This is a genomic window from Pseudomonas sp. SBT1-2 (assembly GCF_028640875.1).
Lineage (GTDB): Bacteria > Pseudomonadota > Gammaproteobacteria > Pseudomonadales > Pseudomonadaceae > Aquipseudomonas > Aquipseudomonas chlororaphis_I.
The window spans coordinates 65,880-89,802 of the sequence record NZ_JAQZAA010000092.1 but is presented as its reverse complement, the minus strand read 5'-3'; the positions used below and the strand labels follow the sequence as shown (position 1 = coordinate 89,802).

Here is a 23,923-nt window from a genome sequence, read left to right as displayed (position 1 = left end):
TAGTCCACGCCCATGCCGTAGGCGCCGCTGTGCTCGCGCACCAGGTCCATCACCGCGTCGTAGGTTTCCTTGTGCGCCCAGTCGCGCTGGAATTCGAGCAGCACTTGCTGCCAGGTCACCGGCACCGCGCCGGCCTGGATCATGCGCTGTACCGACATGTCATGGGCTTCCTGGCTGGTGCCGCCGGAAGCGTCGGTGACGATGTACACCTCGTAGCCTTCGGCCAGGGCTTCCAGGGCCGGGAAGTTCAGGCAGACCTCGGTCCACAGCGCGGCCATGATCAGTTTCTTGCGCCCGGTGGCCTTGACCGCTTCCACCAGCTTCTTGTCTTCCCAGGAGTTCATCGAGGTGCGCTCGATCGGCTGGTGATCCGGGAACACGCTGAGCAGTTCCGGCCAGATGTAGCCGCTGAAGCTCTCGGTTTCCACCGAGGTGAAGATGGTCGGTACGTTGAAGATCTTCGCCGCCTTGGCCAGGCCCACGGTGTTGTTCTTCAGGGTCTGGCGGTCGATCGACTGCACACCGAAGGACATCTGTGGCTGGTGGTCGATCAGGATCAGGGCGGAGTTGCTTGGGTTGAGCAGTTCACGGATAGACATGGCGCGTTCCTTTTGATGTCGAGTAGGTTCAAACGTTGAGTTGCAAAATTCGGGAGCTCGGCGCGGGTTCCGCTGGGGAGGCTTTGCTGCCGGCTTGGTGGCTAATTTAGGGGCTAGATTAAAAAGGGACAATTCCCTAAAATCGAGAATCATTGATTCCAAAATAGGGACAGTCATGGATCGCATCGAATGCATGCGCGCGTTTGTCATCACGGTCGATGCCAACGGCTTCGCCGCTGCGGCCCGGGCCATGGACGTGCCGCGCTCGAAAGTCAGCAAACAGATTCAGGCACTGGAAGAAGCCATCGGCGTGCAACTGCTGCACCGCACTACTCGCAGCCTGCACCTGACCGAAGCCGGCGCCGAGTACTACGAGTCGGCGCGGGAAGTCCTGGCCGCCGTGGACGAGGCCGAACAGCGGGCGCGGGACGGCATCGGCGAATTGCGCGGGGTGCTGCGGGTCAACGCGCCGATGTCCTTCGGCCTGCGCCGCCTCGGGCCGCTGGTGCCGCTGTTCCATGAGCAGCACCCGAACATCGAATTGCAACTGGTGCTCAGCGACCAGCAGGTGGACCCGGTGCGCGGCGGTTTCGATGTGACCATCCGCATCGCCAGCCTGGCCGACTCCTCGATGGTCGCCAAGCTGCTGGCCCCGGCGCCGCGGATCATGGTGGCCTCGCCGGACTACCTGAAGCGCGCCGGCATCCCGCAGACGCCCCGCGACCTGACCGCCCACCAGTGCCTGAACTATGGCTACCTGCAAAGCGGAGTCAGCCTGCAATTGAGCAACGGCAAAGACACCCAGCGCGTCCACGTCACCGGCCCGCTGCACGCCAACAACGGCGACCTGCTGGCCCAGGCCGCCGAGGCCGGCATGGGCATCGCCCTGCTGCCCGATTTCATCGTCGCCGACGCCCTGGCCGCCGGCCGCCTGGTGCCGGTGCTGTGCGAATGGCAGGCGCCACCGATCAGCATCCATGCGGTGTACCCGTCGGCCCGGCGCGTGCCGCAAAAGACCCGGGCCTTTATCGAATTCCTGGTCGCCCAGTTGGCGGAGAAACCGCCTGTGCATCCGTAGGTGATCCAGGCGAGATGGGGTGTCAGATACACCACCTCGCGGGCAAGCCTCGCTCCTACAGAAGCCGGGAACACCATGGCGTCCCTGTAGCCGCTGCCGAGCCCGCGAGGCTGCGATCGGCACCGCAGGGGCCGCAAAACCGGGCACCGCGTTCCTACAGACAAACCGCATGCGCAGGTTTTGCGAGGACTTCGTCCTCGAGCGCAGCCTCGTGCTACTCGGCAGCGGCTACAGACATGCGTGAACACCTCCTCTTCTGTAGGAGCCAGGCTTGCCGGCGATGCAGGCGACGCGGTGCCGCGGGCGACCTGGGCTGTCTCGACGATGGACCTACACTGAATGCATACACCTCGGCATTCGTGAGGGGCCATCATGCGTAACTCTCCCAGACTCGCGGCGCTCAGCCTGGTCGCCTGCCTCGTCTACCTTGGCCTGGCCATCCTCGGCATGGGCGGGCTGGTGGCGTTCTTCTCCCACCCCGCGTTGTGGGTCATCGCCCTGTCCTTGCTGGCGATGGCCGGCGTGGCCCAGTTCAGCGAAGGCAACCTGAGCCCCGGCAAACAGGAAGACCGGGAAAACCGCTGGGTCCTCGCCGCCTTCGGCATCCTCGGGCTGTTGCTGGCCTTTCTTCCCGCCTACACCGACCGCCTGAATTTCTGGACCTTTGGCGGCACCGACACGCGCTGGTTCGGCGTGGTGTTCTTTATCGCCGGCGGCATCTTGCGGCTGTGGCCGGTGTTCGTGCTGGGCAATCGCTTCAGCGGCCTGGTGGCGATCCAGCCCGGCCATCAGCTGGTGACCACCGGCATCTACGGCACCCTGCGCAACCCGAGTTACCTGGGGTTGCTGATCAATTGCGCGGGCTGGGCCCTGGCCTTCCGCTCCGGGGTCGGCCTGCTGCTGACCGCCTTGATGCTGATCCCGCTGATCGCCCGCATCCACGCCGAAGAAGCCTTGCTGCGCAAAGAGTTCGGCAAGCAATACGACACTTACTGCGCCTACACCTGGCGCCTGGTGCCCTGGATCTACTGAGGACTTTTTCCGTTACGTTGCCGGGGGCGGTGTTAAATATTTTGTGACGCGCCCCTTGGCAGCGAGGACCAGTCCCGGTAAAACGGTGAGCCTCACTTGCACGAAATGTCCGTGAATTCTTGACGAGATCCGCCGGCCGATGAACCCCTTGTGTTGCCGCCCGCCCTGCCAGACATGCGCTGCTGCCCCGTGCAGCCGTATCGGCATTGGCATGGCGACAACACAACGCACCCACGGCGATCTCCACGGCAACCCCGGGGACCTGCGATGAAACTGCTGGTCAACCTGCCCATGGCCCTGTGCCGCTCCCGCCTGCGTCATTCCTCGCGCCCTCCGGATCTCTCGCTTTCGCTCTGAACGCGCGCCTTTGCGCGTCGAGCCCTGCCGCCTTGCTATCTGCCATTGCAACCGGGCCATGCCGGCGCCGCTGCATGAACCGAACCTGCGCGCCGTCATGGCGCAAGCGAGAGAACCATGAAATTTGCAGCCCTTGACGAGGCCCGTAGCTTCCTGGCCGCCAACCCCGATATCGACATGATCGAGCTGTTCATCCTCGACGCCAACGGCGTGCCGCGCGGCAAGCTGCTGCACCGCGAAGAACTGCTGGCGGTCTATGAAAGCGGCCGCCCGCTGCCCAGCACCATCCTCGGCCTGACCCTGCAGGGCGACGACGTGGAAAACTCCGGGCTGGTCTGGGACGTCGGCGATATCGACTGCCGCGCCTACCCGCTGGCCGGCAGCCTGGTGCGCCTGCCGTGGCGACAGATCCCCACCGCCGCGGTGCAGGTCAGCATGCACCCGCAGGAAGGCCTGCCGGCCAGCATCGCCGATCCGCGTCACCTGCTGATCAAGGTCATCGACCAGCTCAAGGCCGAGGGATATCACCCGGTGATGGCCTGCGAGCTGGAGTTCTACCTGCTGGATACCAAGCGCGACAGCAACGGCCGCCCGCAACCGGCGCTGGACGCCGACGGCGGCCGGCCACGGCACACCCAGGTCTATGGCCTGCGCGAGCTGGAGCAGATCGAACCCTTCCTCGCCGACCTCTACGCCGCCTGCAAGCTGCAAGGCATTCCGGCGCGTACGGCGATTTCCGAATACGCCCCGGGCCAGGTGGAAATCACCCTGGAGCACGGTGATGCCCTGGAGGCCATGGACCAGGCGGTGCGCTACAAGCGCCTGGTCAAGGCCGTGGCCCACCAGCACGGGATGCAGGCGACCTTCATGGCCAAGCCCTTCGATGACCTGGCGGGCACCGGCATGCACATGCATGTGAGCCTCGCCGACGCCGCGGGCCACAACCTGTTCGCCGCCGCAGACCCGGCCGGCACCCCGCTGCTGCGCCAGGCGGTGGGTGGCATGCTCGCGTCGCTGCTCGACTCGCTGCTGCTGTTCTGCCCCAACGCCAATTCCTATCGCCGCTTCCAGGCCAACAGCTACGCGCCGCTGGCACCGACCTGGGGCGTCGACAACCGCACGGTGAGCCTGCGAGTGCCGGGCGGTCCGGCCAACAGCCGGCATATCGAGCACCGCATCTGCGGCGCCGACGCCAACCCCTACCTGGCGGCCGCGGCGATTCTCGCCGGGATCCATCGCGGCCTGCGCGGACAACTCGATCCGGGCGACCCGGTGCAAGGCAACGGCTATGCCCAGGCCAGCGAACTGCTGCCCACCGACTGGCTGACCTCGCTGACCGCCCTGGAGAACTCCAGCTGGGCCCGCAATGCCCTGGGCAGCGAATTCCTCGGGGTCTACCTGGCGGTCAAGCGCGCCGAATACCGCCAGTTCATGGCCGAAGTCGGCGAACAGGACTGGCGCTGGTACCTGACCCAGGCGTGACGCGCTGGCCGGCGTCACGGCGCCGGCCCGGCCCCCTCCCAGCATTCGAGAACGACCCATGACAGCCGCATTCAACCCGGTAACACCAGCAGCCGAACGCTGCCCTTCCTACTACAGCGCCACCCTGAATGACGAAACCGCCTACCCGCCCCTGCAAGGCCAGGTGAGCGTCGACGTGGTGATCATCGGCGGCGGTTTTACTGGCGTCGCCAGCGCCGTGGAACTGGCGGAAAAAGGCCTGAAAGTGGCCCTGGTCGAAAGCCACAAGATCGGCTGGGGCGCCACCGGGCGCAACGGCGGCCAGGTCACCGGCAGCCTGTCCGGCGACGAGGCCATGCGCAAGCAGATGCGCCGCACCCTGGGCGACGAGGTCGACGATTTCATCTGGCAACTGCGCTGGCGCGGGCACCGGATCATCCGCCAGCGCGTGGACAAATACGCCATCGCCTGCGACCTCAAGCACGGCCACCTGCATGCCGCCTACAAGCCCAGCCACCTCGCCGGCCTGCGCGCCGACTACGAAGAAGCGGTGCGCCGCGGCATGGGCGACGAGGTCAGCCTGCTGGACAAGCAACAGCTGCGCGAGGTGCTGGACAGCCCGCTGTACCACGGCGCGATCAAGAACACCCGCAACCTGCACCTGCATCCGCTGAACCTGTGCATCGGCGAAGCCCGCGCCGCCGAGAGCCTCGGCGCGCTGATCTTCGAGCACAGCGAAGTGCTGCAGATCGTCCACGGCGAGCGCCCGGCGGTGATCACCGCCCAGGGCCGCATCGACGCCAGACAGGTGCTGCTGGCCGGCGACGTGTACCACAAGCTGGAGCCGAAACAACTCAAGGGCAAGATCTTCCCGGCCATGGGCGGCATCGTCACCACCGCGCCCCTGGGCGACCTGGCCAAGCGCCTCAACCCCCAGGACCTGGCGGTCTACGACTGCCGCTTCGTGCTCGACTATTACCGCATGACCGCCGACGGCCGCCTGCTGTTCGGTGGCGGCGCCAACTACAGCGGCAAGGACTCGCGGGACATCGCCGGCGAACTGCGCCCGTGCATCGAACGCACCTTCCCGGCGCTCAAGGGCGCGGCCATCGACTTCCAGTGGAGCTGCGCCATGGGCATCGTGATCAACCGCATCCCGCAACTGGGCAAGCTCTCGGACAACGTCTGGTATTGCCAGGGCTACTCCGGCCACGGCATCGCCACCAGCCACATCATGGGCGAGATCATGGCCCAGGCCATCACCGGGCACTTGGGCGACTACGACACCTTCGCCGCCTGCCAGCACATCCGCGTGCCCTTCGGCGACCATCTGGGCAACCCGATGCTGGCGGCGGGCATGTGGTACTACCAGATGCTTGAACGGTTGCGTTGAGCCCCGTACTCCTCGCTTCTGTAGGAGCGAAGCTTGCTCGCGATAGCGCCCTCAAGACCGCCATCGCCAGCAAGCCTTTCGCCGCGAAGCCTGCCTGGTAGCGATCTGTAACCATTGAAAATCATCGTCCCTGGAATCGGGTAGTACGCTTGCGCGGCACCCTGAATGCTCAGTGCCCAAACCGACCGGGCACTCCTACTCATGCGCACGCCCAAGCGGGTGCCAGGGCGACACATAAACCGGCCTTCGTGGCCCTCCAGTTTCAATGAACAAGGATCGCTCAAGCATGAAATTCGCCTACACCATTTTCTATGTCCCGGATGTCAGCGCCTCGCTGGCTTTCTTCAATCGCGCCTTCGGCCTGCCCACCCGTTTTCTCCATGAGTCCGGCACCTACGGCGAACTGGAAACCGGCGCCACCGCCCTCGCCTTCGCCGCCCATGAACTGGGCGCAATGAACTTCAACGGCGGCCACGTCGAGGCCCACAGCTCGGCCAGGCCGCTGGGCATGGAAATCAGCCTGGTCTGCGCAGACGTGCACGCCGCCCATCAAAAGGCGCTGGATGCCGGCGCCAGCGAACTCAGCGCGCCCGGCGAAAAGCCCTGGGGACAGACGGTGTCCTACGTGCGTTGCCCCGACGGCCTGCTGGTGGAGTTGTGCACGGCGGTGCAGTCCTAGTTCCTTCGGCTCGTGCGGGCACAAAACCCGCGCGAACCTATACAACCCGGGAATCTGCTCTAGGCTGAAGCCTCGGCGACTATGGATATAGAGCCATCGAGCAAGTGGAAACACATGGAAATGACTTTCAAGGAGAAACCCCATGTCTGCGATTCCTTCAAGAACCAACCGCTCTCCCCTGCGCATGAACAAGGATGTCACTGCGCTGATTCCGGACTTCCCCTTTCACTACGCCAACTATTTGCAGAGCGCGGCTAATCGAAAGCTTCCCCCCTGCCAGGTAGACCCGGCGAACTATGGGCAGAAAGTGTTGATCGTCGGCGCTGGCGTCGCCGGCCTGGTCGCCGCCTATGAAGCCATGCGCATGGGCCTGCACCCGGTGGTGGTCGAGGCCTCCGAGCGCATCGGCGGGCGGCTCTACTCCAAGGTCCAGGGCGACCCCGAAAACCCGGGCAGCCAGGTGCTCTGTGAACTGGGCGCGATGCGTTTCCCGGTGTCGGGCAAGGCGCTGTTCCACTACTTCCGCAAAGTCGGCATGACCGAAAACTCGGCGGACTTTCCCAACCCGGGGACTGCCGCGGCGATCAGTACGGTGGTCGATTACCGCGGGGAGAAGGTCTATTACGAAGTGGACGGCAACCCGGCCTTTCCAAAGCCACAGGAATACGTCGAGCTGGAAAACCAGTTCTTCGATGACTTCCTGGAAAACTACCACTTCAAAGATCTGGAAAAGGCCATGACCGAGGGCTCCATCGATCAACAGAAGATCAAGCAGCTCTGGAATGCCATCGTCAAACCTCAGTCGGGAACCAGCGGCGACGACGTCAGCTTCTACGCCGCGCTCCTGGAAAATTCCGGCTGGAGCAAGGCCGATATCGACCTGTTCGGCCAGATCGGCTTCGGCACCGGCGGCTGGAACACCGACTACCCCAACAGCATCCTCGAGTTGCTGCGCGTGCTGTACACCGGCCTGGACGCCGACCACCAACTGATGTTCGACGGCTCCTCGAGCCTGCCGCAACGGCTCTGGTCCAAGGCGCCGAAGGAACTGGGGGACGTGATGCTGCACTGGGGCGAGGACACCACGGTCGAAGCGCTGTCGCGCGAGGTGTTCGACGACCCGTTCCACAAGGAGGTGCGACACATCGAGCGCCAACCGGACGGTTCCTTCCGCGTCGCCATCACCGACACCCGCACCCGAAAGACCCAGCAGTGCCACTTCCCCAGCGTCATCTACACCCCGCATGTGCGGATCCTCGACAAACTGCGCTACTCGGGGAACCCGCAAAGCCTTCCCGCCATGAACAGCCTGCTGCCCATCGATACCTGGGAAGCCATCATGTACACCCACTACATGCAGTCGGCGAAGATTTTCGCCGCCACCCAGCGCCCGTTCTGGAACGACCTTGTGGTGGGCGACGAGCAACGCAAGATGAGCATCACCCTCTCCGACCGCCTGACTCGCGGCACTTACCTGGTCGACTACTCGGCCAGCAAGGGCGACTACAAAGGCAGCGGGATCTTCCTGTCCTACACCTGGAACGACGATGCGCTGAAATTCCTCGGCGACCGCCCCGCGCCGTTGCCGCAGCATGTCGAGCTGTGCACCAACCTGCTGGACAACATCTATCCGGGGATCAACCTCAACGAGCAATACAGCACCGTCAATGCGTTCGTGGAGCACAACTGGGAGGATCAGCCGCTGTACCTGGGCGCCTTCAAGATGAACCTGCCAGGGCAGTACGAATATCAGCGGCGGATCTTTTCCCAGTTCATGAGCGGCATCGACACGGGCAATCCCGACCGCTTCATCCTGGCGGGCGATGACGTGTCCTGGACGGCCGGCTGGGCCGAAGGCGCGGTCACCACCGCGATCAATGCGCTGAACAAGCTGGCGGTGTGTTTTGGCGGCGGCAGCCAGCCGGCCAACCCGGGCCCGGTGGAATCCTGGGAGCAGTTGAAACCGGTCGAGTTGAACTGACCGGCAAATAGCGTCACTCCAGACCCCGTCGCTGCCAGGTCGGCACGGCGGGGTCTTTGTTTCATGACCTGGCGCTTGCTTAGCGCCCCCATTTCTCCAAGGCGAACTCGACGAAACTGCGCAGCTTGGGCAGGCGGTAACGGTCCTGGGCATAGAGCAGGTGCATCGCCCGCCGGGGCAATTGATAGTCCTGCAGCACGGGCACCAGCCGCCCCTGTTGCAGGTCTTCTTCCACCAGGGCATCGGGCATCATCACCACCCCCAAGCCACCCCGCGCCGCGCGGTGCAGGCCGGACGAGGTGTTGGTCAGCAGCGAGCCGGACACCGGGATCAGCACGTCGCCCTCGGGCCCGCGCAACGGCCATTGGGTGGCGGTGGAGCTCCACTCGTCACCGGCCGGATAGGCGAACGCCAGGCAGTTGTGGTGCTGCAGGTCCTCCGGGACTCGTGGCGTGCCGCAGCGCTGTAGATAGTCCGGCGCCGCGCAGATGGTCAGGGTGTAGTCCTCCAGGGGCCGGGCGATCAGCGACGAGGCGTCCAGGTTGCCCAGGCGAAAAGCCACGTCGAAGGCACCGTCGATCAAGTCGAAGCGCTGGTTGGCCAGCGTCAGCTCCACCTTGACCTGCGGGCAGCGCAGCTGGAATTCGCTCAGGGCCGGCGCCAGGCGCTCGGTGCCGAAGGTCAGCGGCGCGGTGATGCGCAGGGTGCCCGACGGCTCGCCCTGGACCTGTTCCGCCATGCGCTCGGAGTCCGCCACCAACCCCAGCACCGCCAGGCAACGCTGGTAATACTCGGCGCCGAACTCAGTCAGGCGCTGGCGCCTGGTGGTGCGGCTGAGCAGGCTGACCCCGAGGCGCTGCTCCAGGGCCCGCAGGTGATTGCCGACCATGGTGGTGGACAGGCCGCACTCGCGGGCGGCGGCAGTCATGTTCCCCGCCTCCACCACCTTCACGTACACCGTCATCGCCTGGAACAGATCCATTATCAACCCTGACTTGAAGATGATTAAAGAATTGACGAGTTTATCTAGCTCAGGTGGCTAACGATACTGCCAGCACACCCCTTGGATGGAGCTACCCGTCATGACCGCCACCTGCCTGATGAACACCTATCAGCCGCTGCCGCTGAGCTTCACCCGCGGCCTGGGCACGCGCCTCTGGGACCAGGCCGGCCGCGAATACCTGGACGCGGTGGCCGGCGTGGCGGTGACGGGCGTCGGCCATTCCCATCCCAGACTGGTCAGCGTCATCAGCGAACAGGCCGGCCTGCTGCTGCACACCTCCAACCTCTACGGCATCGACTGGCAACAGCAACTGGCGCAGCGGCTGACCCGCCTGGCCGGGATGGACCGGGCGTTCTTCAACAACTCCGGCGCCGAAGCCAACGAGACCGCGTTGAAGCTGGCGCGGCTGCACGGCTGGCACAAAGGCATCGAGCGGCCGTTGGTGATTGTCATGGAGAACGCCTTCCACGGCCGCACCCTGGGCACCCTGGCGGCCAGCGACGGGCCAGCGGTACGCCTGGGCCTGAATTCGCTGCCGGGGGATTTTCTCAAGGTGCCCTTCGGTGACCTGGCCGCCCTGGAGCAAGCCGCGCAGGCCCACGGCCCGCGTATCGCCGCGGTGCTGATGGAGCCGATCCAGGGCGAAAGCGGTATCCGCCTGGCCCCGCCCGGCTACCTCAAGGGCGTGCGCGAGCTGTGCAGCCGGCGCAACTGGCTGCTGATGCTCGACGAGATCCAGACCGGCATCGGCCGCACCGGCCAGTGGTTCGCCTGCCAGCATGAAGGCGTAGTCCCGGACGTGATGACCCTGGCCAAGGGCCTGGGCAACGGCATCCCCATCGGTGCCTGCCTGGCCCGGGGCAAGGCCGCGCACCTGTTCACCCCCGGCAGCCACGGCAGCACCTTCGGAGGCAACCCGCTGGCCTGCCGGGTGGCCTGCACCGTGCTGGAGATCATCGAGCAACAAGGCCTGCTGGCCAACGCCAGGCGCCAGGGCGAGCACCTGCTGCAACGCCTGCGGACGGAACTGGCCGATCACCCGCAGGTCCTGCAGGTGCGCGGCCTGGGGTTGATGATCGGCATCGAGCTGAAAGCCCCACAACGCGAGCTGGCGCTCCGGGCGGCCCAGGATCACGGACTGCTGATCAACGTGACCCGGGGCAGCACCATCCGCCTGCTGCCAGCGCTGATCATCGACGAGCGGGAAGTCGAGATGATCGTGCGCGGGGTCAGCCGGACATTGCAAAGCGCCGAGGTCGATGGCGATGCAACAAAAGAGGCAGGAATGCTGGCGGTGTCGTGACCGATGCCTGATGGCCGGGTGAGGTTAATCAGAACGCTTCGCGAGCAAGCTCGCTCCTACAGGGGGCATGCGCGTTTCTGTAGGAGCGAGCTTGCTCGCGATGGGATGGATCAGCAAACGGTGTGGGCCGGGCTCAGTCGTCCAGCGGTTTCGGTGGCGCCGCAGGCTTGCCCGATTTGGCGGCTTTGCCGGCGTGGGCTGCCTTGACTTCCGAGACCGGCGCTAACGTCGGCGCAATGGCTTCCTTCTCCGCGGCCGGCAGCTGGTCGACGGTGCTGAAGACTTCCTTGAGTTCGATGGCCCCGGAATGTTCGAGCTTCTTCTCGCCGTCCTTGCCCACCAGGATCACCTTGGTCTGCGCCCCGGCGCCAAGCTTCAGGCTGCGGATCAGCGCCATGGTCGATTGCGGGTCCAGGTCCTTGCCGTCGCGTTGGCCGATGGTGTTGATCACCGTGTAGAGCACCATGTTGCGTTCGCTGAAGGCCTGGCGGTTGGCCGGCTCGTCGAGGGATTTCTTCAGCGCCACCAGGGTCGGGTCCACGGAGCTGGGTGCAATCACGATCAATGGGCGCGCCTTGCCCTGATCCTGGGCCAGAGGGCCTTCGTTGTCGGCCGCCATTGCGGGGCCGACGACAGCGAGCAGCGTTGCGAGGGTCAATGACCGAATGAACATGCGTCTCTCCTTTGGGTATCCACGTCCTAATGATTGCGCATCAGGGGAAAAGGTCCAGACCTGGACTCAAATTCTGACATTTTATTGAGCCATGCCCGTGATCCGCGGTGCGGGAACCGTCGCTGCGCGTGCTCGTTTTCGTCGCGAGCGATCGACGCTCCCATAAATACCAGTGATGAGCGAACCCTCTCAATCGGCATGATCGACCCGCCCTGGCGCCCATGACAACCGGCATGGCCTATGCCGTTCTGGCATGGGCCCATACGAATTCGTCATCATTTTCGCCGCGGCGGCGTGATAGCCTTCACCCCGGCCATAACAAGAGCGCCCGCCTGGCTTTTTCCATCCGGTGCGGCGTCACCCGCCGTTTCATACCTGCTTGCTTCGTCTTCATCTGCCCAGGTTTTCGCAGCGACCCTTCTACACAGGCTCGCTGGACGACCGATTGCATTTTTGACTCGACGCTATCGTCGGCATCTCTTTTACCTCCTTCCGGGAGTTCGTATGTCCAGGCTGTCTCATCAAGATTTACGCCGTAGTTTTCGCGAGTTGATCGCTTCAGACTCCTGCTTCCACACTGCCTCCGTCTTCGACCCGATGTCAGCGCGGATCGCCGCCGACCTGGGGTTCGAAGTGGGCATTCTCGGCGGCTCCGTCGCCTCGCTGCAGGTGCTGGCCGCGCCTGACTTCGCCCTGATCACCCTGAGCGAATTCGCCGAGCAGGCCACCCGCATCGGCCGCGTCGCCCAACTGCCGGTGATCGCCGACGCCGACCACGGCTACGGCAACGCCCTCAATGTGATGCGCACCGTGGTCGAGCTGGAGCGCGCCGGCGTCGCCGCCCTGACCATCGAAGACACCCTGCTGCCGGCCCAGTTCGGACGCAAGTCCACCGACCTGATCTCGGTCGCCGAAGGCGTGGGCAAGATCCGCGCGGCGCTGGAAGCCCGGGTCGACCCGGAACTGGCGATCATCGCCCGGACCAACGCGGCGATCCTGCCGATCCAGGAAATCATCAGCCGCACCCAGCAATACGAGCGCGCCGGCGCCGACGGCATCTGCATGGTCGGGGTCAAGGATTTCGAGCAACTGGAACAGATCTCCGAGCACCTGTCGGTGCCCCTGATGCTGGTGACCTACGGCAACCCGGCGCTGCGCGACGATGCGCGCCTGGCGCAACTGGGCGCGAAGATCATCGTCGACGGCCACGCGGCGTATTTCGCGGCGATCAAGGCCACCTACGACTGCCTGCGCGAACAGCGGCAGATCTTCACCCAGGCCTCGGACCTCAGCGCCACCGAGCTGGCCCACACCTACACCCAGCCCGAGGACTACATCGTCTGGGCCAAAGAGTTCATGAGCGTCAAAGAGTGAGCCGCTAGCTCACCCTCCCTTGCGATCACCGAGGACCCGAGGTCCTGGGTGGTCGAAAGCCGCTTCGCGCCTCACCTTCCGCCCCACTCTTTATTCCCCCGTCCCGTTCAACGCTTCATCGACACAGTCGAGGATCTGCCCGATGGTCCAGGGTTTGCGGATGAACGACACCGGATAGCGAATTCCGGAACTTTGCGGCGTCTCGTAACCGGACATCACCAGCACCGGCATGCCCGGCCAGCGCTCGCGCACCCGGTTGGCCAAGCCCGCGCCGTTCAGGGTGCCCGGCATATTGATATCGGTCAGCAGCAGGCGCACCTGCTCCGGATGGCTTTCCAGGAACCGCAGCGCCGCATCCGCGCTGGGCATGGCCTGGGTGGCGAAACCCTCGTCCTGCAGGATCTCGCAGAGAAACTCCAGGATCATCGGCTCGTCCTCGACCACCAACAGCAGGCGACAAGGCTGGCCTGGATCGACGGATGACACTGGACTCATGAGGATGCCGCTCCCTGACTGCGTACACGATCCTGGCGCGATTACGCCACTTAGAGTTATGAGCAGTGCCGGGCCGATAAATTCATTCAGGCTTCGGACAAGATCGACGGAGCGCCATGGGTGACATGACAGGCAATCACTTCAGCAGCTCTTGTTGACCCCGGACCGCTCGGATGCAGGTGCCATGTTCACGCACTCCCAATGTCGTGACGAGGCTGGCACTGCCGGCGCCCGGTTGCGCTCCCCAGCCCTATGGGTGAATGGGCTGAGCATAGCCAAGGGCGATGCACGCCGCTTTCGCTTCGGACCACCAGCTGTGAGAAAGTAGCGAGGCGCACGGGCCGCACGTTCCGGTGGCCCCGTTTGCCTTTGCGTCGTGAAGCCCGGGAGAATGTTTTTCCCGGCGTCCCGACCGCCGCTCACTATTCTTAAGCCATGGGCCCGCATGGGCCGGTGGTCTCGTTTTCAAGGAATCCAGAATGCAACCAAGACACGTCATCAACGCTTCGGTCAGCCCCAAAGGCAGCCTGGAGACTTTGTCCCAACGTGAAGTGCAACAACTCAGCGAAGCCGGTTCCGGCAGCATCTATGCCCTGTTCCGCCAGTGCGCCCTGGCCATCCTCAACACCGGCGCCCATGTCGATAACGCCAAGACCATCCTCGACGCCTACAAGGATTTCGAAGTCCGCATCCACCAGCAGGACCGTGGCGTGCGCCTGGAACTGCTGAACGCCCCGGCCGATGCCTTCGTCGATGGCGAGATGATCGCCAGCACCCGGGAAATGCTGTTCAGCGCCCTGCGCGACATCGTCTACACCGAAAGCGAGCTGGCCAGCCAGCGCATCGACCTGGAAAGCTCCCAGGGCATCACCGACTACGTCTTCCACCTGCTGCGCAACGCCCGCACCCTGCGCCCGGGCGTGGAGCCGAAGATGGTGGTGTGCTGGGGCGGCCACTCGATCAGCACCGAGGAATACCAGTACACCAAGAAGGTCGGCCATGAGCTGGGCCTGCGTAAACTGGACGTCTGCACCGGTTGCGGCCCGGGCGTGATGAAGGGCCCGATGAAGGGCGCGACCATTGCCCATGCCAAGCAGCGCATGAGCGGCAGCCGTTACCTGGGCCTCACCGAGCCGGGCATCATCGCCGCCGAGGCGCCGAACCCGATCGTCAACGAGCTGGTGATCCTGCCGGACATCGAGAAGCGCCTGGAAGCCTTCGTCCGCGTCGGCCACGGCATCATCATTTTCCCGGGCGGCGCCGGCACCGCCGAGGAGTTCCTGTACCTGCTGGGCATCCTCATGCACCCGGACAACCGCGACCTGCCGTTCCCGGTGATCCTCACCGGGCCGAAAAGCGCCGCGCCGTACCTGGAGCAGTTGCATGCCTTCGTCGGCGCGACCCTGGGCGATGCGGCCCACAGCCTGTACCAGATCATCATCGACGACCCGGCCGAGGTCGCCCGGCAGATGACCGAGGGGCTCAAGGAGGTCAAGCAGTTCCGCCGCGAACGCAACGACGCCTTCCACTTCAACTGGCTGCTGAAAATCGACGAAGGCTTCCAGCGCCCGTTCGACCCGACCCACGCCAACATGGCCGGCCTGCAACTGGACCACGCACTGCCGTCCCACGAACTGGCGGCCAACCTGCGCCGCGCGTTCTCCGGCATCGTCGCCGGCAACGTCAAGGACAAGGGCATCCGCCTGATCGAGAAGCACGGCCCGTACGAAATCCACGGCGACACCGCGATCATGCAACCGCTGGATCACCTGCTCAAATCCTTCGTCCAGCAGCACCGGATGAAACTGCCGGGCGGCGCGGCCTATGTGCCGTGCTACCGGGTCGTCAGCTGACAGCCCGTTGACGACGGCCCCCGGTGCAATGCCGGGGGCCGTTTCCTGCCCCACGCAAAACGCCCGGCCAGCGGGTACAGCCGGCGCCCAGGGAACTCCCGGGCAGTACCGCGCATCCTAGATGGTGTAGTACTTCCTTTTTGCTTCACGCTGTCGGAGGACGCCCTCATGCGCCGCCTATTACTCGTTTCTTCGTTGTTGCTCTGTCTGCCCGCAGGTTCAGCCATGGCCCGTGTCGATGCGGGTGATGTCGCCACCTCGGCAGGGGTTTCCGCCTCGCTGTACTCGACCTTCAAGGACGACAAAATGGTGATTCCCGCCCGTGACGACGCCTCCAGTTTCGTCGCCAGCGGTGGTGCCATCCGTGGTGTCTACCTGGAGTCGGTGCTGCAGAAAATCCGCCAGGAAAACCCAGGCCTCAACGCCAGCGATGAAGAACTGGCCAGGGCCATCCTCACTCAACAGGCGCAGCCCGCCGGGCACTAACGGCCTGTGCCGTCCTGCGCTCCGCGACCGGGACGTCGCGGAGCCGCACGGTGCATCCTCCCCTCACCCCACCTGGACCGCCGCGGCGGTTTCGGCGCGGGTGAACAGACCACGACCGATGGCCCGGGCCGTGCGCAAATGCAGCGCCGGGTCCTGGCTTTCCGATTCCAGCAGCAGCTGCGAGGTCAGCACCCGCGCGCCGCAGTAATCGAAGATCCCGTGATCGATCTGGGTCTTCATCGCCACCTCGTAGCCGTGGCGCCCGTATGTGCCGGCATCGGCCCCACCGATGCCGAGCAGGTGCACCCGCAGGTGTCCGAGTTTCTTCTCAAAGCGATTGGCTTCGAGGTTGAAATCGAACGCCCAACCGTTGGCGAACACCCGGTCGATCCAGCCCTTGAGCAGCGCCGGCATCGACCACCAGTACACCGGATAGACCAGCACCAGCGCATCGGCACGGTCGATGCGCGCCTGCTCGGCCAGCACGTCGGCCGGAGGCTGTTCCTGCCGGCGGTGGACCGCGTGGTCGGCGACGTTGAAGCGTGGGTCGAATGCCTCGGCGAACAGGTCCGCGATCTCGAACGAGTGGGACGGCCCAAGGCCCTCGGCGACCTGCGCCGCCAGGCTGTGGCTGAGCGAGCGGGGATCATGGTGGGCGACAACGATAAGCGCATGCATGGCAAAGGCTCCTGCAAATGAATTGAGGGCGGCAACCAGGCCCTATATACTTTTGGTAAGTTACGAACAGTAAGTTACTTTTGGTATATAAGCATGTCAAGCACCCCCTCCGAGGCTTCACCCCCTCGTCGCCGCCTGTCCCGGGAAGAGCGCCTGCAACAGCTGCTGGAAGTGGCCTGGCAATTGATCGGCGCCGAAGGCACCGAGGCCCTGACCCTGGGCCGCCTCGCCGAGCAGGCCGGGGTGACCAAGCCGGTGGTCTATGACCATTTCGTCACCCGCGCCGGGCTGCTGGCAGCGCTGTACCAGGACTTCGATGCACGCCAGACGCTGCTGATGGACGCCGCCCTGGAGCGCAGCGAAGCGACCCTGGACAGCCGTGCGGCGGTCATCGCCGGCGCTTATGTCGACTGCGTGCTGACCCAGGGACGGGAGATCCCCGGGGTGATCGCCGCGCTGGCCAGTACGCCGGAACTGGCGCGGATCAAGGAGGAGTACGAGCTGATCTTCCTGGAAAAATGCCGCACCGCCCTCGCCCCCTTCGCGGCGCCCGGAACCATAGCCACGGCTGGCCTGCGGGCGATGCTCGGGGCCGCCGAGGCCCTGTCCCATGCCGCGGCCACCGGAGAAATCAGCCGCGAGCAAGCCCGCGACGAGCTGTTCGAGACCATTGTCGCCATGGTCGAACGCAGCGTGCGGCGTGGTGCCGGCCCGGTCTAACCGGCTTCGCCGGCCACCGCCACGGCAGGTTTCATCGAGCCGAACCACCAGGTGACAAGGGCACACAGGGCCATGACGCCGCAGGTGCCGACAAACACCGTGCGCATGCCGAAGTGCCCGCCGAGAAAGCCCCCGGCCAGGGGGCCGAGCACCTGCCCGACGTACTGGCTGGAGGTCGAGTAGCCAAGCATCCGCCCGGCGATGTTTTCCGGCACCGAATGGCGAATGATGCTGGAGATGCAAGGCAACAGCCCGCCCAACGCCAGGCCCATGAGAAAACGCAGCAGCACCAGTTGCCAGGGCGCGCTGACCAGCGCCTGGGGAATCAACAACAGCGCCGCCGCGGCCAGGCACACAGTGAGCACCCGCCAATGGCCGATACGGTCGGCCAGCTTGCCCAGTTGAGAAGCGGAAATGATGCTGCCCAGGGCCGCCGCGGACATCACCAGCCCCGCCATCAGGGTGACGTTTTCCGCCCGCAGCTCCTGCAGATACACGGTGATGATCGGCTCGATGGACATGGTCGCGAACATCAGCAGGCAAGCCACCGCGAACATGCTCAGCAGCGGTTTCTTGTCCGTCACCGACGCCCAGGAATGCTCCGGCGCCTGGCCCTTTTGCGTTGCCTGGCGTGGCTCGCGCGGCGCCTCTTTCAACAAAAAAGTGGTAGCCAGGAAGGTCACGAAGATCACCGCGCCGGCGATGAAGAAGGTGTTGCGGATGCCGATCAGCGGCGGCAGCAGGCCACCTATCAGAGGCCCGGCCAGGCTGCCGGCCATGATCCCCGAAGACAGCACGCCCAACGCCCAGCCGGAGCGCGCCTTGGGGGTCTGCGTGGCGACCAGGATGGTCGCCCCCGAGGCATAACCGCCGAGCAAGCCCGCCAGCAGGCGCAGCAACACCAGTTGCCAGACGTTCTCCGCCAGGCCGATCAGCGACATGGCCAGCGCCATGCCGAGGCTGGCGCGGATCAGCATCAGCTTGCGCCCGTAGCGATCGCCCAGACGGCCCCACAAGGGCGCGGTGATCGCCGCCGACAGGAAGGTCGCGCCAAAGGCCACGCCGGACCACTGGACGATGGCCGCCGGATCGCTGACGCCCAGTTGCTCGACGTACAACGGCAGGAACGGCAACAGCAGGGTCATCGCGACAATGGTGGTGAACGCCCCCAGGGCGCACACCGCGAGGTTGCGCTGCCAGTAGCGTTCGGCGGAAGACAACGGCTGCGGGGTGGACATGAGGGCGCTCCATCGGTCAGGGACGGGGCCACGCTACAGGCTCGAATTCGATAAATAAAATTCATGTTTTTTATAGAGTGGATTCCTTTCAGGAATCCGCACAACGCCTGCTGTGATGTCGCGCGCGTGCTGGATTCAGTCGCGCTTCCAGCGTTTGCGGGCATGCAGGTACGCCGCGAGGTCGCTGTAACCCAGCTGGGCCGCCATCTGGGCGCGGCTCTCGCCGAGAAACTCCAACTGCTGCTCCAGCTCGGCGCGGACCTGATCGAGCAACTGGCGAAAGGTCATGCCCTGCTCTTCCAGGCGCCGGCGCAGGGTCCGCGGGCTCTGGTACAGCGCCTCGGCCTGGTTCTCCAGGCTCGGCACCACGCCACGGGCCAGGCTGTCGCGCATGCTGGCCGCGACCTTGCCGGTCCAGCCAGCCAGTTGCAGGCGCTGGGCCAGGCGCCGGTCCAGTTCGCTGCGCAGCAACGCCTGCATGCCGGCGTGGCGCGTCAACAGCGGCAGGCGCAGGGTGGCCTGGTCGTAGTACAGGCAGTTGCGCGGGCAATCGAATTGGAGGTTATCGCCGAACCACTGGCGATATTCCTCGTGGTAAGCCGGTCGCGAATGGCTGAAGCAGGCGCGCACCGGGCGCACAGCTTGCCCGGTGCCGTGGCGGATCTGGGTCAGGGCCATGACGCAGTAATGCTCCACCACGTAGCGGGTCAGCCTGGCGGGCGCGTCGATGCACAGTTCGACGCCGAGCAGATCGCCGTCGCTGACCAGCCTCAGGCTGTCCATGTCCGAGGCCAGCGCGGCGTAGTCGGCCCAGCATCGCATGGCGCCGCGCACGTCCGGGCAGTACAGGCAGATGTAGGCCAGTACGTGCAGGTCCTGGGGGGTGAATTCGCCGAACAAGTGCAGGCCGATGGCCGGGTCGCGCTCTGCCGCCAGGCGCCACAGTTGTTCGAGCTCGAGCAGGTTGTAATCCTGGCGGTCGCCGCGGGTCTGGCGTTGCAGCACCCGTTCCAGCACCCGGCCGAGCTGGCCCCGGTGAAAACGGCGGACCGGTTGATTGGCCTCTTCGCCAGTGTTTTTGTCCAGTTCGCGCATAGGGTCCGGGCGGCTCTTGGTTTCTTATTGTTCGGGCAATGCCCATGTCGGGCCTGACTCGAGATTGCCATGAATACAACAATGCTCGCCAACAATCCAATCCTGGTCGTGGCCGGGATTTTCCTCGGTTTCATCCTCCTGGAAATCGCCTGTACCTGCTTTCGCCAGCCCAAGGGTCAGCGCCGCGATGTGCTGATCGAGATCATCGGTTCCTCGCTGTTGCTGGGCCTCACCTTCCCCCTGGTGATGTTCCTCAGCACCCTGCTGCTGGACACCTTCGCGCCGTCCTTGAAGAACAGCCTGGGCGACCTGCACTGGGTGGCGGGCGCGGCGCTGTTCCTGCTGCTCGATGACATGACCCAGTACTGGTGGCATCGCCTGACCCACCGCCTGCCGTTCCTCTACGCGCTGCACCGCGCGCACCATTCGGCGCCGTACATGAGCATCCGCATCGTCTACCGCAACAACAGTTTCTATTACCTGCTGATGCCGGGCATCTGGCTCTCTGGCCTGCTGATCTACATGGGCCTGGCGCCGGTCTACTACGGCTACCTGATCGTCAAGATGACGGTGATCTTCGCCGCCCACAGCAGCGTCGCCTGGGACGACAGGCTCTATCGCATCCCGGCCCTGCGCCCACTGATGTGGTTGCTGGAGCGGACCATTTCGACCCCTTCGACCCACTCCGCCCACCACGGCCTCAGCGCCCATGACGGGGTGACCCACTACAAGGGCAATTTCGGCAATCTGCTGTTCTTCTGGGACGTGCTGTTCGGCACCGCGAAAATCACCCGCCGCCGGCCCAGCGCCTATGGCATCGAGGATCTGCGCCCCATCAGTTGGCAGCAGGAACTGTTCTGGCCGCTGGTGCGCTCGCCCAAACCCGTGGCGCGGCCCGAAGCCAAGCAGGAGGTGACGCAATGAGCCTGCATATCGCGCTGCTCGCCGGCTCCAGCCAGCTCGACAGCCAGTCGGCCAAGGTCGCCCATTACCTGGGCCAACGCCTGCAACAGCTGAAACTCTGCGAGCAGGTCACGCTGCTCGACCTCGGGCGCTCGCCCTTGCCGCTCTGGCCAAGCCCGGACTCGAACGACGCCTGGAGCCAATACTCGGCCACCTTGCGCCAGGCCGACGCGCTGGTGGTGGTGACGCCGGAGTGGAACGGCATGGCCTGCCCGGCCATCAAGAACTTCTTCGTGTATGCCGGCCACACCGAGTTGGGGCACAAGCCGGCGTTGCTGGTCGGGGTCTCGGCCGGCCTCGGTGGTGCCTATCCGCTCGCCGAGCTGCGCGTCTCCAGCTACAAGAACTGCCGGATCTGCTACTTGCCGGAGCAGCTGATCGTTCGCCAGGTGGAAGGCGTATTCAATGCGCATGCCGAGCCCACGCCCGAAGAACGCCACCTGCGCGCTCGTGCCGACTGGACCCTGGAGGTCCTGGCCGAGTACGCCGGTGCGATGAAGCACCTGCGCTCGCGCATCGATATCCGGGCCGTGCCCTTCGCCAACGGGATGTAGCACCGCGACACCGGAAGTGAATGCCACGGTGGGCGCCCTGCCTCCCCCAGCGCCGTGAAGAAATTCGCGTTCGCCAGGGCCCGTCCCCGCCAAACTGTGGCTACAGTCTTAGGAGCCGCCACGGGCTTGGGCGCCATGCTGCACGCCGACAAGTCCATGAGTGGCCTGACAAAGACGCGGGCAGCGGTGAACCTTATCGCCGCCGGCCCGGTCGATAGATGCAGTCTGGCCAGGTTTGGCGATAAGCCCCCGTTTCTTCCAATGGGGCGTCGTACGGCTGGTTTCATTTCCTGGAGAACACCCGTGATAACGACCCGACACATCGCCAGTCTCAAAGCCTGGGGCGCCCATGGTTTCACCGCGACCGGGGTGGTCACGGCCTTTCTCGCCACCCTGGCGCTGTTCGACAACCAGCCCAAGGCCTGCCTGCTGTGGCTGGGCGTGGCGCTGATTGTCGATGGGGTCGACGGCTCGCTGGCGCGCAAGGTCAATGTGCAGTCGGTGCTGCCGCATTTCGATGGCTCGGTGCTGGACCTGGTGATCGACTACCTGACCTATGTGTTCATCCCGGCGCTGTTCATCTATCGCTACATCCCGCTGCCGGACTACAGCGCGCTGCTGGCGACCTCGGTGATCCTGGTGTCGTCGCTGTTCTGCTTCTGCAACGTCAACATGAAGAGCAAGGACAACTATTTCGTCGGTTTTCCCGCAGCCTGGAACGTGGTGGCGCTGACGCTGTACATCCTTGCCCCGACACCCTGGCTGAGCCTTTCGAGCATCGTGGTCCTGGCGCTGCTGACCCTGACCCGGATGAAATTCCTCCACCCCTTCCGCGTGCGCCGCTTCATGCCGGTGAACATCGCGGTGACCGCCATCTGGCTGCTGTGCAGCCTGTCATTGGTGGTCAACCATCCCTACAATGGCCCCTGGGTGATGGGCTTGTGGCTGGCGATGTCGGCGTACTTTCTCGGCATCTGCATCTGGCGCACCGCGCTGGGCTGGTTCGACCGCGCGCGAACCTGAACCCCTGCCGTACCCCTGACCGCAACGAGACTCGACATGCTCTACCGCTTCGCCGCCGACACCCTGGTATCGCTGCACCTGACCTTCATCCTGTTCGTACTCTTCGGCGGCCTGCTGGTGCTCAAGTGGCCGCGCCTGGCCTGGCTGCACCTGCCTGCCGCGACCTGGGGCGTGGCGGTCGAAATCTTCCACCTGCCCTGCCCGCTGACCGACTGGGAAAACCGCCTGCGCCACGGCGCCGGCCAGCAGGGTTATGGCGACGGTTTCATCGAGCACTACCTGATCCCGCTGATCTACCCGGCCGGGCTGACGCCGCAGATCCAGCTGGTCCTGGGCGCGCTGGTGCTGCTGATCAACGCCCTGGTCTACGGGCGGCTGTGGTGGCGGCGCCGACAGCCTTGAAAAAACCGACGGCGTGGCTGGCGATTCCCGCGCCACAGCCTGCCCCGTCTGTGTATATTTCCAGGCAACCCCGTGGGCAACGGCGATCCGCGATCGCTTCGAGTGGAGTCCATAGATGCCCGATTTCCAAATCCGCCAGCCTTGCCCACCCGGCGCCTGTGACTGCGACCGCGAGCGCCTGCTGCAAACCCCTGGCACCGACCTGCGCATCCTCGGCCTGACCCGCCAGGAGGAAAAGCGCCTGCTCGACCGGCTGGAGAACCTGCAAAGCCTGAGCGACCTCGAACACATGCAGCGGCGGATGTACGAATTGCTGGGCATCCGCGTGCAGATTGCCCCCAGCTTCAACGAAGTGCGCAGCATGCGCGGCATCGCCATCCAGCTCGACGAGCTGCCGGGCCTGTGCCGCAAGACCCGCCAATCGATCCCCGCCGCGATCCGCCGTGGCCTGGAGAAGAACCCGGAAATCGCCTACCGCCTGCTCGACGCCCACGACCTGTTGCGCGACGCCTGAACTGGAATGCCCCCTATGAAACCCGCCGTCACGGCCAGCCCCTCGATCGTCATCAGCGATACCCTCGACAGCAGCTTCGAAACCCTGCTCGGCAACGGCCTCGCCACCTTCAATGCGCAGATGACCGGCTACCACGACCGGCAGCCCCTGGCCGTGGAACTCCAGGACCCGGAGACCGGCCAGGTCCTGGGCGGCATCAGCGGCCGCACCTCCCTGGGCCTGCTGTTCATCGACCTGTTCTACCTGCCCGACAGCCTGCGCGGCGCGGGCCTCGGCGCCCAGCTGCTGCAGGCGTGCGAAGACGAAGGCCGGCGCCGCGGCTGCCGCTCGGCCGTGCTCTACACCCTGAGCTTCCAGGCGCCGTCCTTCTACGAAAAACACGGCTGGCAACGCTTCGGCGAAATCCCCTGCGACCCCGAAGGCAGCAGCCGGGTCTTTATGAGCAAGGCCTTGTAGGAGCGAACTTGCTCGCGATGGCCGTGCCGCGGAGTACCTGATCCACTGCGTTATCGTTCATCGCGAGCAAGCTCGCTCCTACAGAGGAAGGGGTTGGCTCACCAGTTATGGCTGTTGATCCGCTTTTGCCCCAGCAACTGGTCGACCATGGTCACGGCGGCCTCCTTCGAAGCGCAGTGCAGCAAGGGGTAGCCCCAGAACTTGCGGTAGGTGTCGGCGAAGGCTTCCACCCGGGCCTGGGTCGCGCCGTCGGGGGCGATGACGATACTGGCCCGGATCCAGCGGCGGATCGCCTCCTTGTTGCGCTTCATCCACAAGGAGGCCTGCTTGAGGCTGGCCTGGGCGTCCTCGCCCGGCTGCGGTTGTTCGCCGGGCGCGTCGGCGGTCACCAGCACAAAGGGCTTCTGGCGTTGCAGCAACTGGTCGAGCTGGCTGAAAGGATCGGCCTGGCCGGCCGCGCCGCGGTAGTGCATCCAGACCAGGGGAAACTGATGATGGTCGATGTTCATAAGT

At 65.0% G+C, this 23,923-nt stretch carries 25 protein-coding genes; 17 read left to right on the top strand and 8 right to left on the bottom strand.

The window, feature by feature from the left end; translation table 11 throughout:
• Positions 1-599 (bottom strand): hydrolase (locus tag PVZ78_RS20105; protein ID WP_273829066.1); only part of this gene is annotated, 599 nt, incomplete at its 3' end.
• A gap of 175 nt (positions 600-774) precedes the next feature.
• On the opposite strand from PVZ78_RS20105, the gene PVZ78_RS20100 reads away from it, so the two are divergent.
• The 6 genes from PVZ78_RS20100 (at position 775) to PVZ78_RS20075 (ending at position 8,580) form a co-directional block, all read left to right on the top strand.
• A complete protein-coding gene (locus PVZ78_RS20100; protein WP_009048369.1) occupies positions 775-1,677 on the top strand; it encodes a LysR family transcriptional regulator in 903 nt (300 codons plus the stop codon).
• A gap of 372 nt (positions 1,678-2,049) precedes the next feature.
• The gene (locus PVZ78_RS20095; protein WP_124313266.1) at positions 2,050-2,709 is read left to right on the top strand and encodes a methyltransferase family protein; all 660 of its coding nucleotides are present in this window, start codon (positions 2,050-2,052) and stop codon (positions 2,707-2,709) included.
• A gap of 474 nt (positions 2,710-3,183) precedes the next feature.
• Positions 3,184-4,548 (top strand): glutamine synthetase family protein, encoded by a 1,365-nt coding sequence (locus PVZ78_RS20090; protein WP_273829137.1) that lies wholly within the window; start codon positions 3,184-3,186, stop codon positions 4,546-4,548.
• Positions 4,549-4,606: 58 nt separating this feature from the next.
• Positions 4,607-5,920: an NAD(P)/FAD-dependent oxidoreductase gene (locus PVZ78_RS20085; RefSeq protein ID WP_041986811.1), complete on the top strand. Its 1,314-nt coding sequence runs from the start codon at positions 4,607-4,609 to the stop codon at positions 5,918-5,920.
• A gap of 286 nt (positions 5,921-6,206) precedes the next feature.
• Positions 6,207-6,599, top strand: coding sequence for a VOC family protein (locus tag PVZ78_RS20080; protein ID WP_273829136.1), 393 nt, complete (start codon positions 6,207-6,209; stop codon positions 6,597-6,599).
• Positions 6,600-6,741: 142 nt separating this feature from the next.
• Complete coding sequence (locus PVZ78_RS20075) at positions 6,742-8,580, top strand: flavin monoamine oxidase family protein (protein ID WP_135006418.1); 1,839 nt, start codon at positions 6,742-6,744, stop codon at positions 8,578-8,580.
• A 79-nt stretch (positions 8,581-8,659) separates the two neighbouring features.
• Here the strand turns inward: PVZ78_RS20075 and PVZ78_RS20070 are convergent, their stop codons facing one another.
• Positions 8,660-9,562, bottom strand: coding sequence for a LysR family transcriptional regulator (locus tag PVZ78_RS20070; protein ID WP_273829135.1), 903 nt, complete (start codon positions 9,560-9,562; stop codon positions 8,660-8,662).
• Positions 9,563-9,662: 100 nt separating this feature from the next.
• Between PVZ78_RS20070 and PVZ78_RS20065 the strand changes: the two genes are divergently transcribed.
• Positions 9,663-10,886 carry an aspartate aminotransferase family protein gene (locus PVZ78_RS20065; RefSeq protein ID WP_273829134.1) on the top strand — a complete coding sequence of 408 codons (1,224 nt, stop codon included), beginning with the start codon at positions 9,663-9,665 and terminating at the stop codon, positions 10,884-10,886.
• A 133-nt stretch (positions 10,887-11,019) separates the two neighbouring features.
• On the opposite strand, the gene PVZ78_RS20060 is transcribed toward PVZ78_RS20065, so the two are convergent.
• Positions 11,020-11,559: a DUF4174 domain-containing protein gene (locus tag PVZ78_RS20060; RefSeq protein WP_041986822.1), complete on the bottom strand. Its 540-nt coding sequence runs from the start codon at positions 11,557-11,559 to the stop codon at positions 11,020-11,022.
• Positions 11,560-12,063: 504 nt separating this feature from the next.
• Here PVZ78_RS20060 and PVZ78_RS20055 point away from each other — a divergent pair.
• Positions 12,064-12,933 carry an isocitrate lyase/PEP mutase family protein gene (locus PVZ78_RS20055; RefSeq protein WP_009048360.1) on the top strand — a complete coding sequence of 290 codons (870 nt, stop codon included), beginning with the start codon at positions 12,064-12,066 and terminating at the stop codon, positions 12,931-12,933.
• A gap of 90 nt (positions 12,934-13,023) precedes the next feature.
• Here the strand turns inward: PVZ78_RS20055 and PVZ78_RS20050 are convergent, their stop codons facing one another.
• On the bottom strand, positions 13,024-13,428 hold the full coding sequence (locus tag PVZ78_RS20050; RefSeq protein WP_009048359.1) for a response regulator: 405 nt from the start codon (positions 13,426-13,428) through the stop codon (positions 13,024-13,026).
• Between the two features lie 479 nt (positions 13,429-13,907).
• Between PVZ78_RS20050 and ppnN the strand changes: the two genes are divergently transcribed.
• Positions 13,908-15,281 (top strand): nucleotide 5'-monophosphate nucleosidase PpnN, encoded by a 1,374-nt coding sequence (gene ppnN, locus PVZ78_RS20045; protein WP_009048358.1) that lies wholly within the window; start codon positions 13,908-13,910, stop codon positions 15,279-15,281.
• Between the two features lie 168 nt (positions 15,282-15,449).
• A complete protein-coding gene (locus PVZ78_RS20040) occupies positions 15,450-15,767 on the top strand; it encodes a DUF2388 domain-containing protein (RefSeq protein ID WP_007924983.1) in 318 nt (105 codons plus the stop codon).
• 63 nt (positions 15,768-15,830) lie between these two features.
• Here PVZ78_RS20040 and PVZ78_RS20035 read toward each other — a convergent pair whose 3' ends face one another.
• Positions 15,831-16,445, bottom strand: a complete 615-nt coding sequence (locus tag PVZ78_RS20035) for an NAD(P)H-dependent oxidoreductase (RefSeq protein ID WP_273829133.1) — start codon at positions 16,443-16,445, stop codon at positions 15,831-15,833.
• Between the two features lie 93 nt (positions 16,446-16,538).
• Here PVZ78_RS20035 and PVZ78_RS20030 point away from each other — a divergent pair, with 93 nt between their 5' ends.
• Positions 16,539-17,165, top strand: coding sequence for a TetR/AcrR family transcriptional regulator (locus tag PVZ78_RS20030; RefSeq protein ID WP_273829132.1), 627 nt, complete (start codon positions 16,539-16,541; stop codon positions 17,163-17,165).
• Here PVZ78_RS20030 and PVZ78_RS20025 read toward each other — a convergent pair.
• Together PVZ78_RS20025 and PVZ78_RS20020 are read right to left on the bottom strand one after the other, a co-directional pair.
• Complete coding sequence (locus tag PVZ78_RS20025) at positions 17,162-18,403, bottom strand: MFS transporter (RefSeq protein WP_273829131.1); 1,242 nt, start codon at positions 18,401-18,403, stop codon at positions 17,162-17,164. The two genes, PVZ78_RS20030 and PVZ78_RS20025, sit on opposite strands and share 4 nt — an antisense overlap.
• 135 nt (positions 18,404-18,538) lie before the next feature.
• Entirely contained in the window at positions 18,539-19,498 is a 960-nt protein-coding gene (locus PVZ78_RS20020) for an AraC family transcriptional regulator ligand-binding domain-containing protein (protein WP_110177358.1), read from the bottom strand.
• Between the two features lie 69 nt (positions 19,499-19,567).
• On the opposite strand from PVZ78_RS20020, the gene PVZ78_RS20015 reads away from it, so the two are divergent.
• From PVZ78_RS20015 to PVZ78_RS19990, 6 genes are all read left to right on the top strand, one after another.
• Positions 19,568-20,422 (top strand): sterol desaturase family protein, encoded by an 855-nt coding sequence (locus PVZ78_RS20015; protein WP_273829130.1) that lies wholly within the window; start codon positions 19,568-19,570, stop codon positions 20,420-20,422.
• On the top strand, positions 20,419-21,015 hold the full coding sequence (locus PVZ78_RS20010; protein WP_273829129.1) for an NADPH-dependent FMN reductase: 597 nt from the start codon (positions 20,419-20,421) through the stop codon (positions 21,013-21,015). Before PVZ78_RS20015 ends, PVZ78_RS20010 begins: the two co-directional genes overlap by 4 nt.
• 303 nt (positions 21,016-21,318) lie before the next feature.
• Entirely contained in the window at positions 21,319-22,038 is a 720-nt protein-coding gene (gene pcsA, locus PVZ78_RS20005) for a phosphatidylcholine synthase (protein ID WP_110177362.1), read from the top strand.
• A 36-nt stretch (positions 22,039-22,074) separates the two neighbouring features.
• Complete coding sequence (locus PVZ78_RS20000; RefSeq protein WP_273829128.1) at positions 22,075-22,440, top strand: DUF2784 domain-containing protein; 366 nt, start codon at positions 22,075-22,077, stop codon at positions 22,438-22,440.
• A 115-nt stretch (positions 22,441-22,555) separates the two neighbouring features.
• Complete coding sequence (locus PVZ78_RS19995; protein ID WP_025809645.1) at positions 22,556-22,954, top strand: hypothetical protein; 399 nt, start codon at positions 22,556-22,558, stop codon at positions 22,952-22,954.
• Between the two features lie 15 nt (positions 22,955-22,969).
• Positions 22,970-23,410 (top strand): GNAT family N-acetyltransferase, encoded by a 441-nt coding sequence (locus PVZ78_RS19990; protein WP_273829127.1) that lies wholly within the window; start codon positions 22,970-22,972, stop codon positions 23,408-23,410.
• A gap of 98 nt (positions 23,411-23,508) precedes the next feature.
• Here the strand turns inward: PVZ78_RS19990 and PVZ78_RS19985 are convergent, their stop codons facing one another.
• Positions 23,509-23,919: a hypothetical protein gene (locus PVZ78_RS19985; RefSeq protein ID WP_273829126.1), complete on the bottom strand. Its 411-nt coding sequence runs from the start codon at positions 23,917-23,919 to the stop codon at positions 23,509-23,511.
• Between the last annotated feature and the right edge of the window lie 4 nt (positions 23,920-23,923).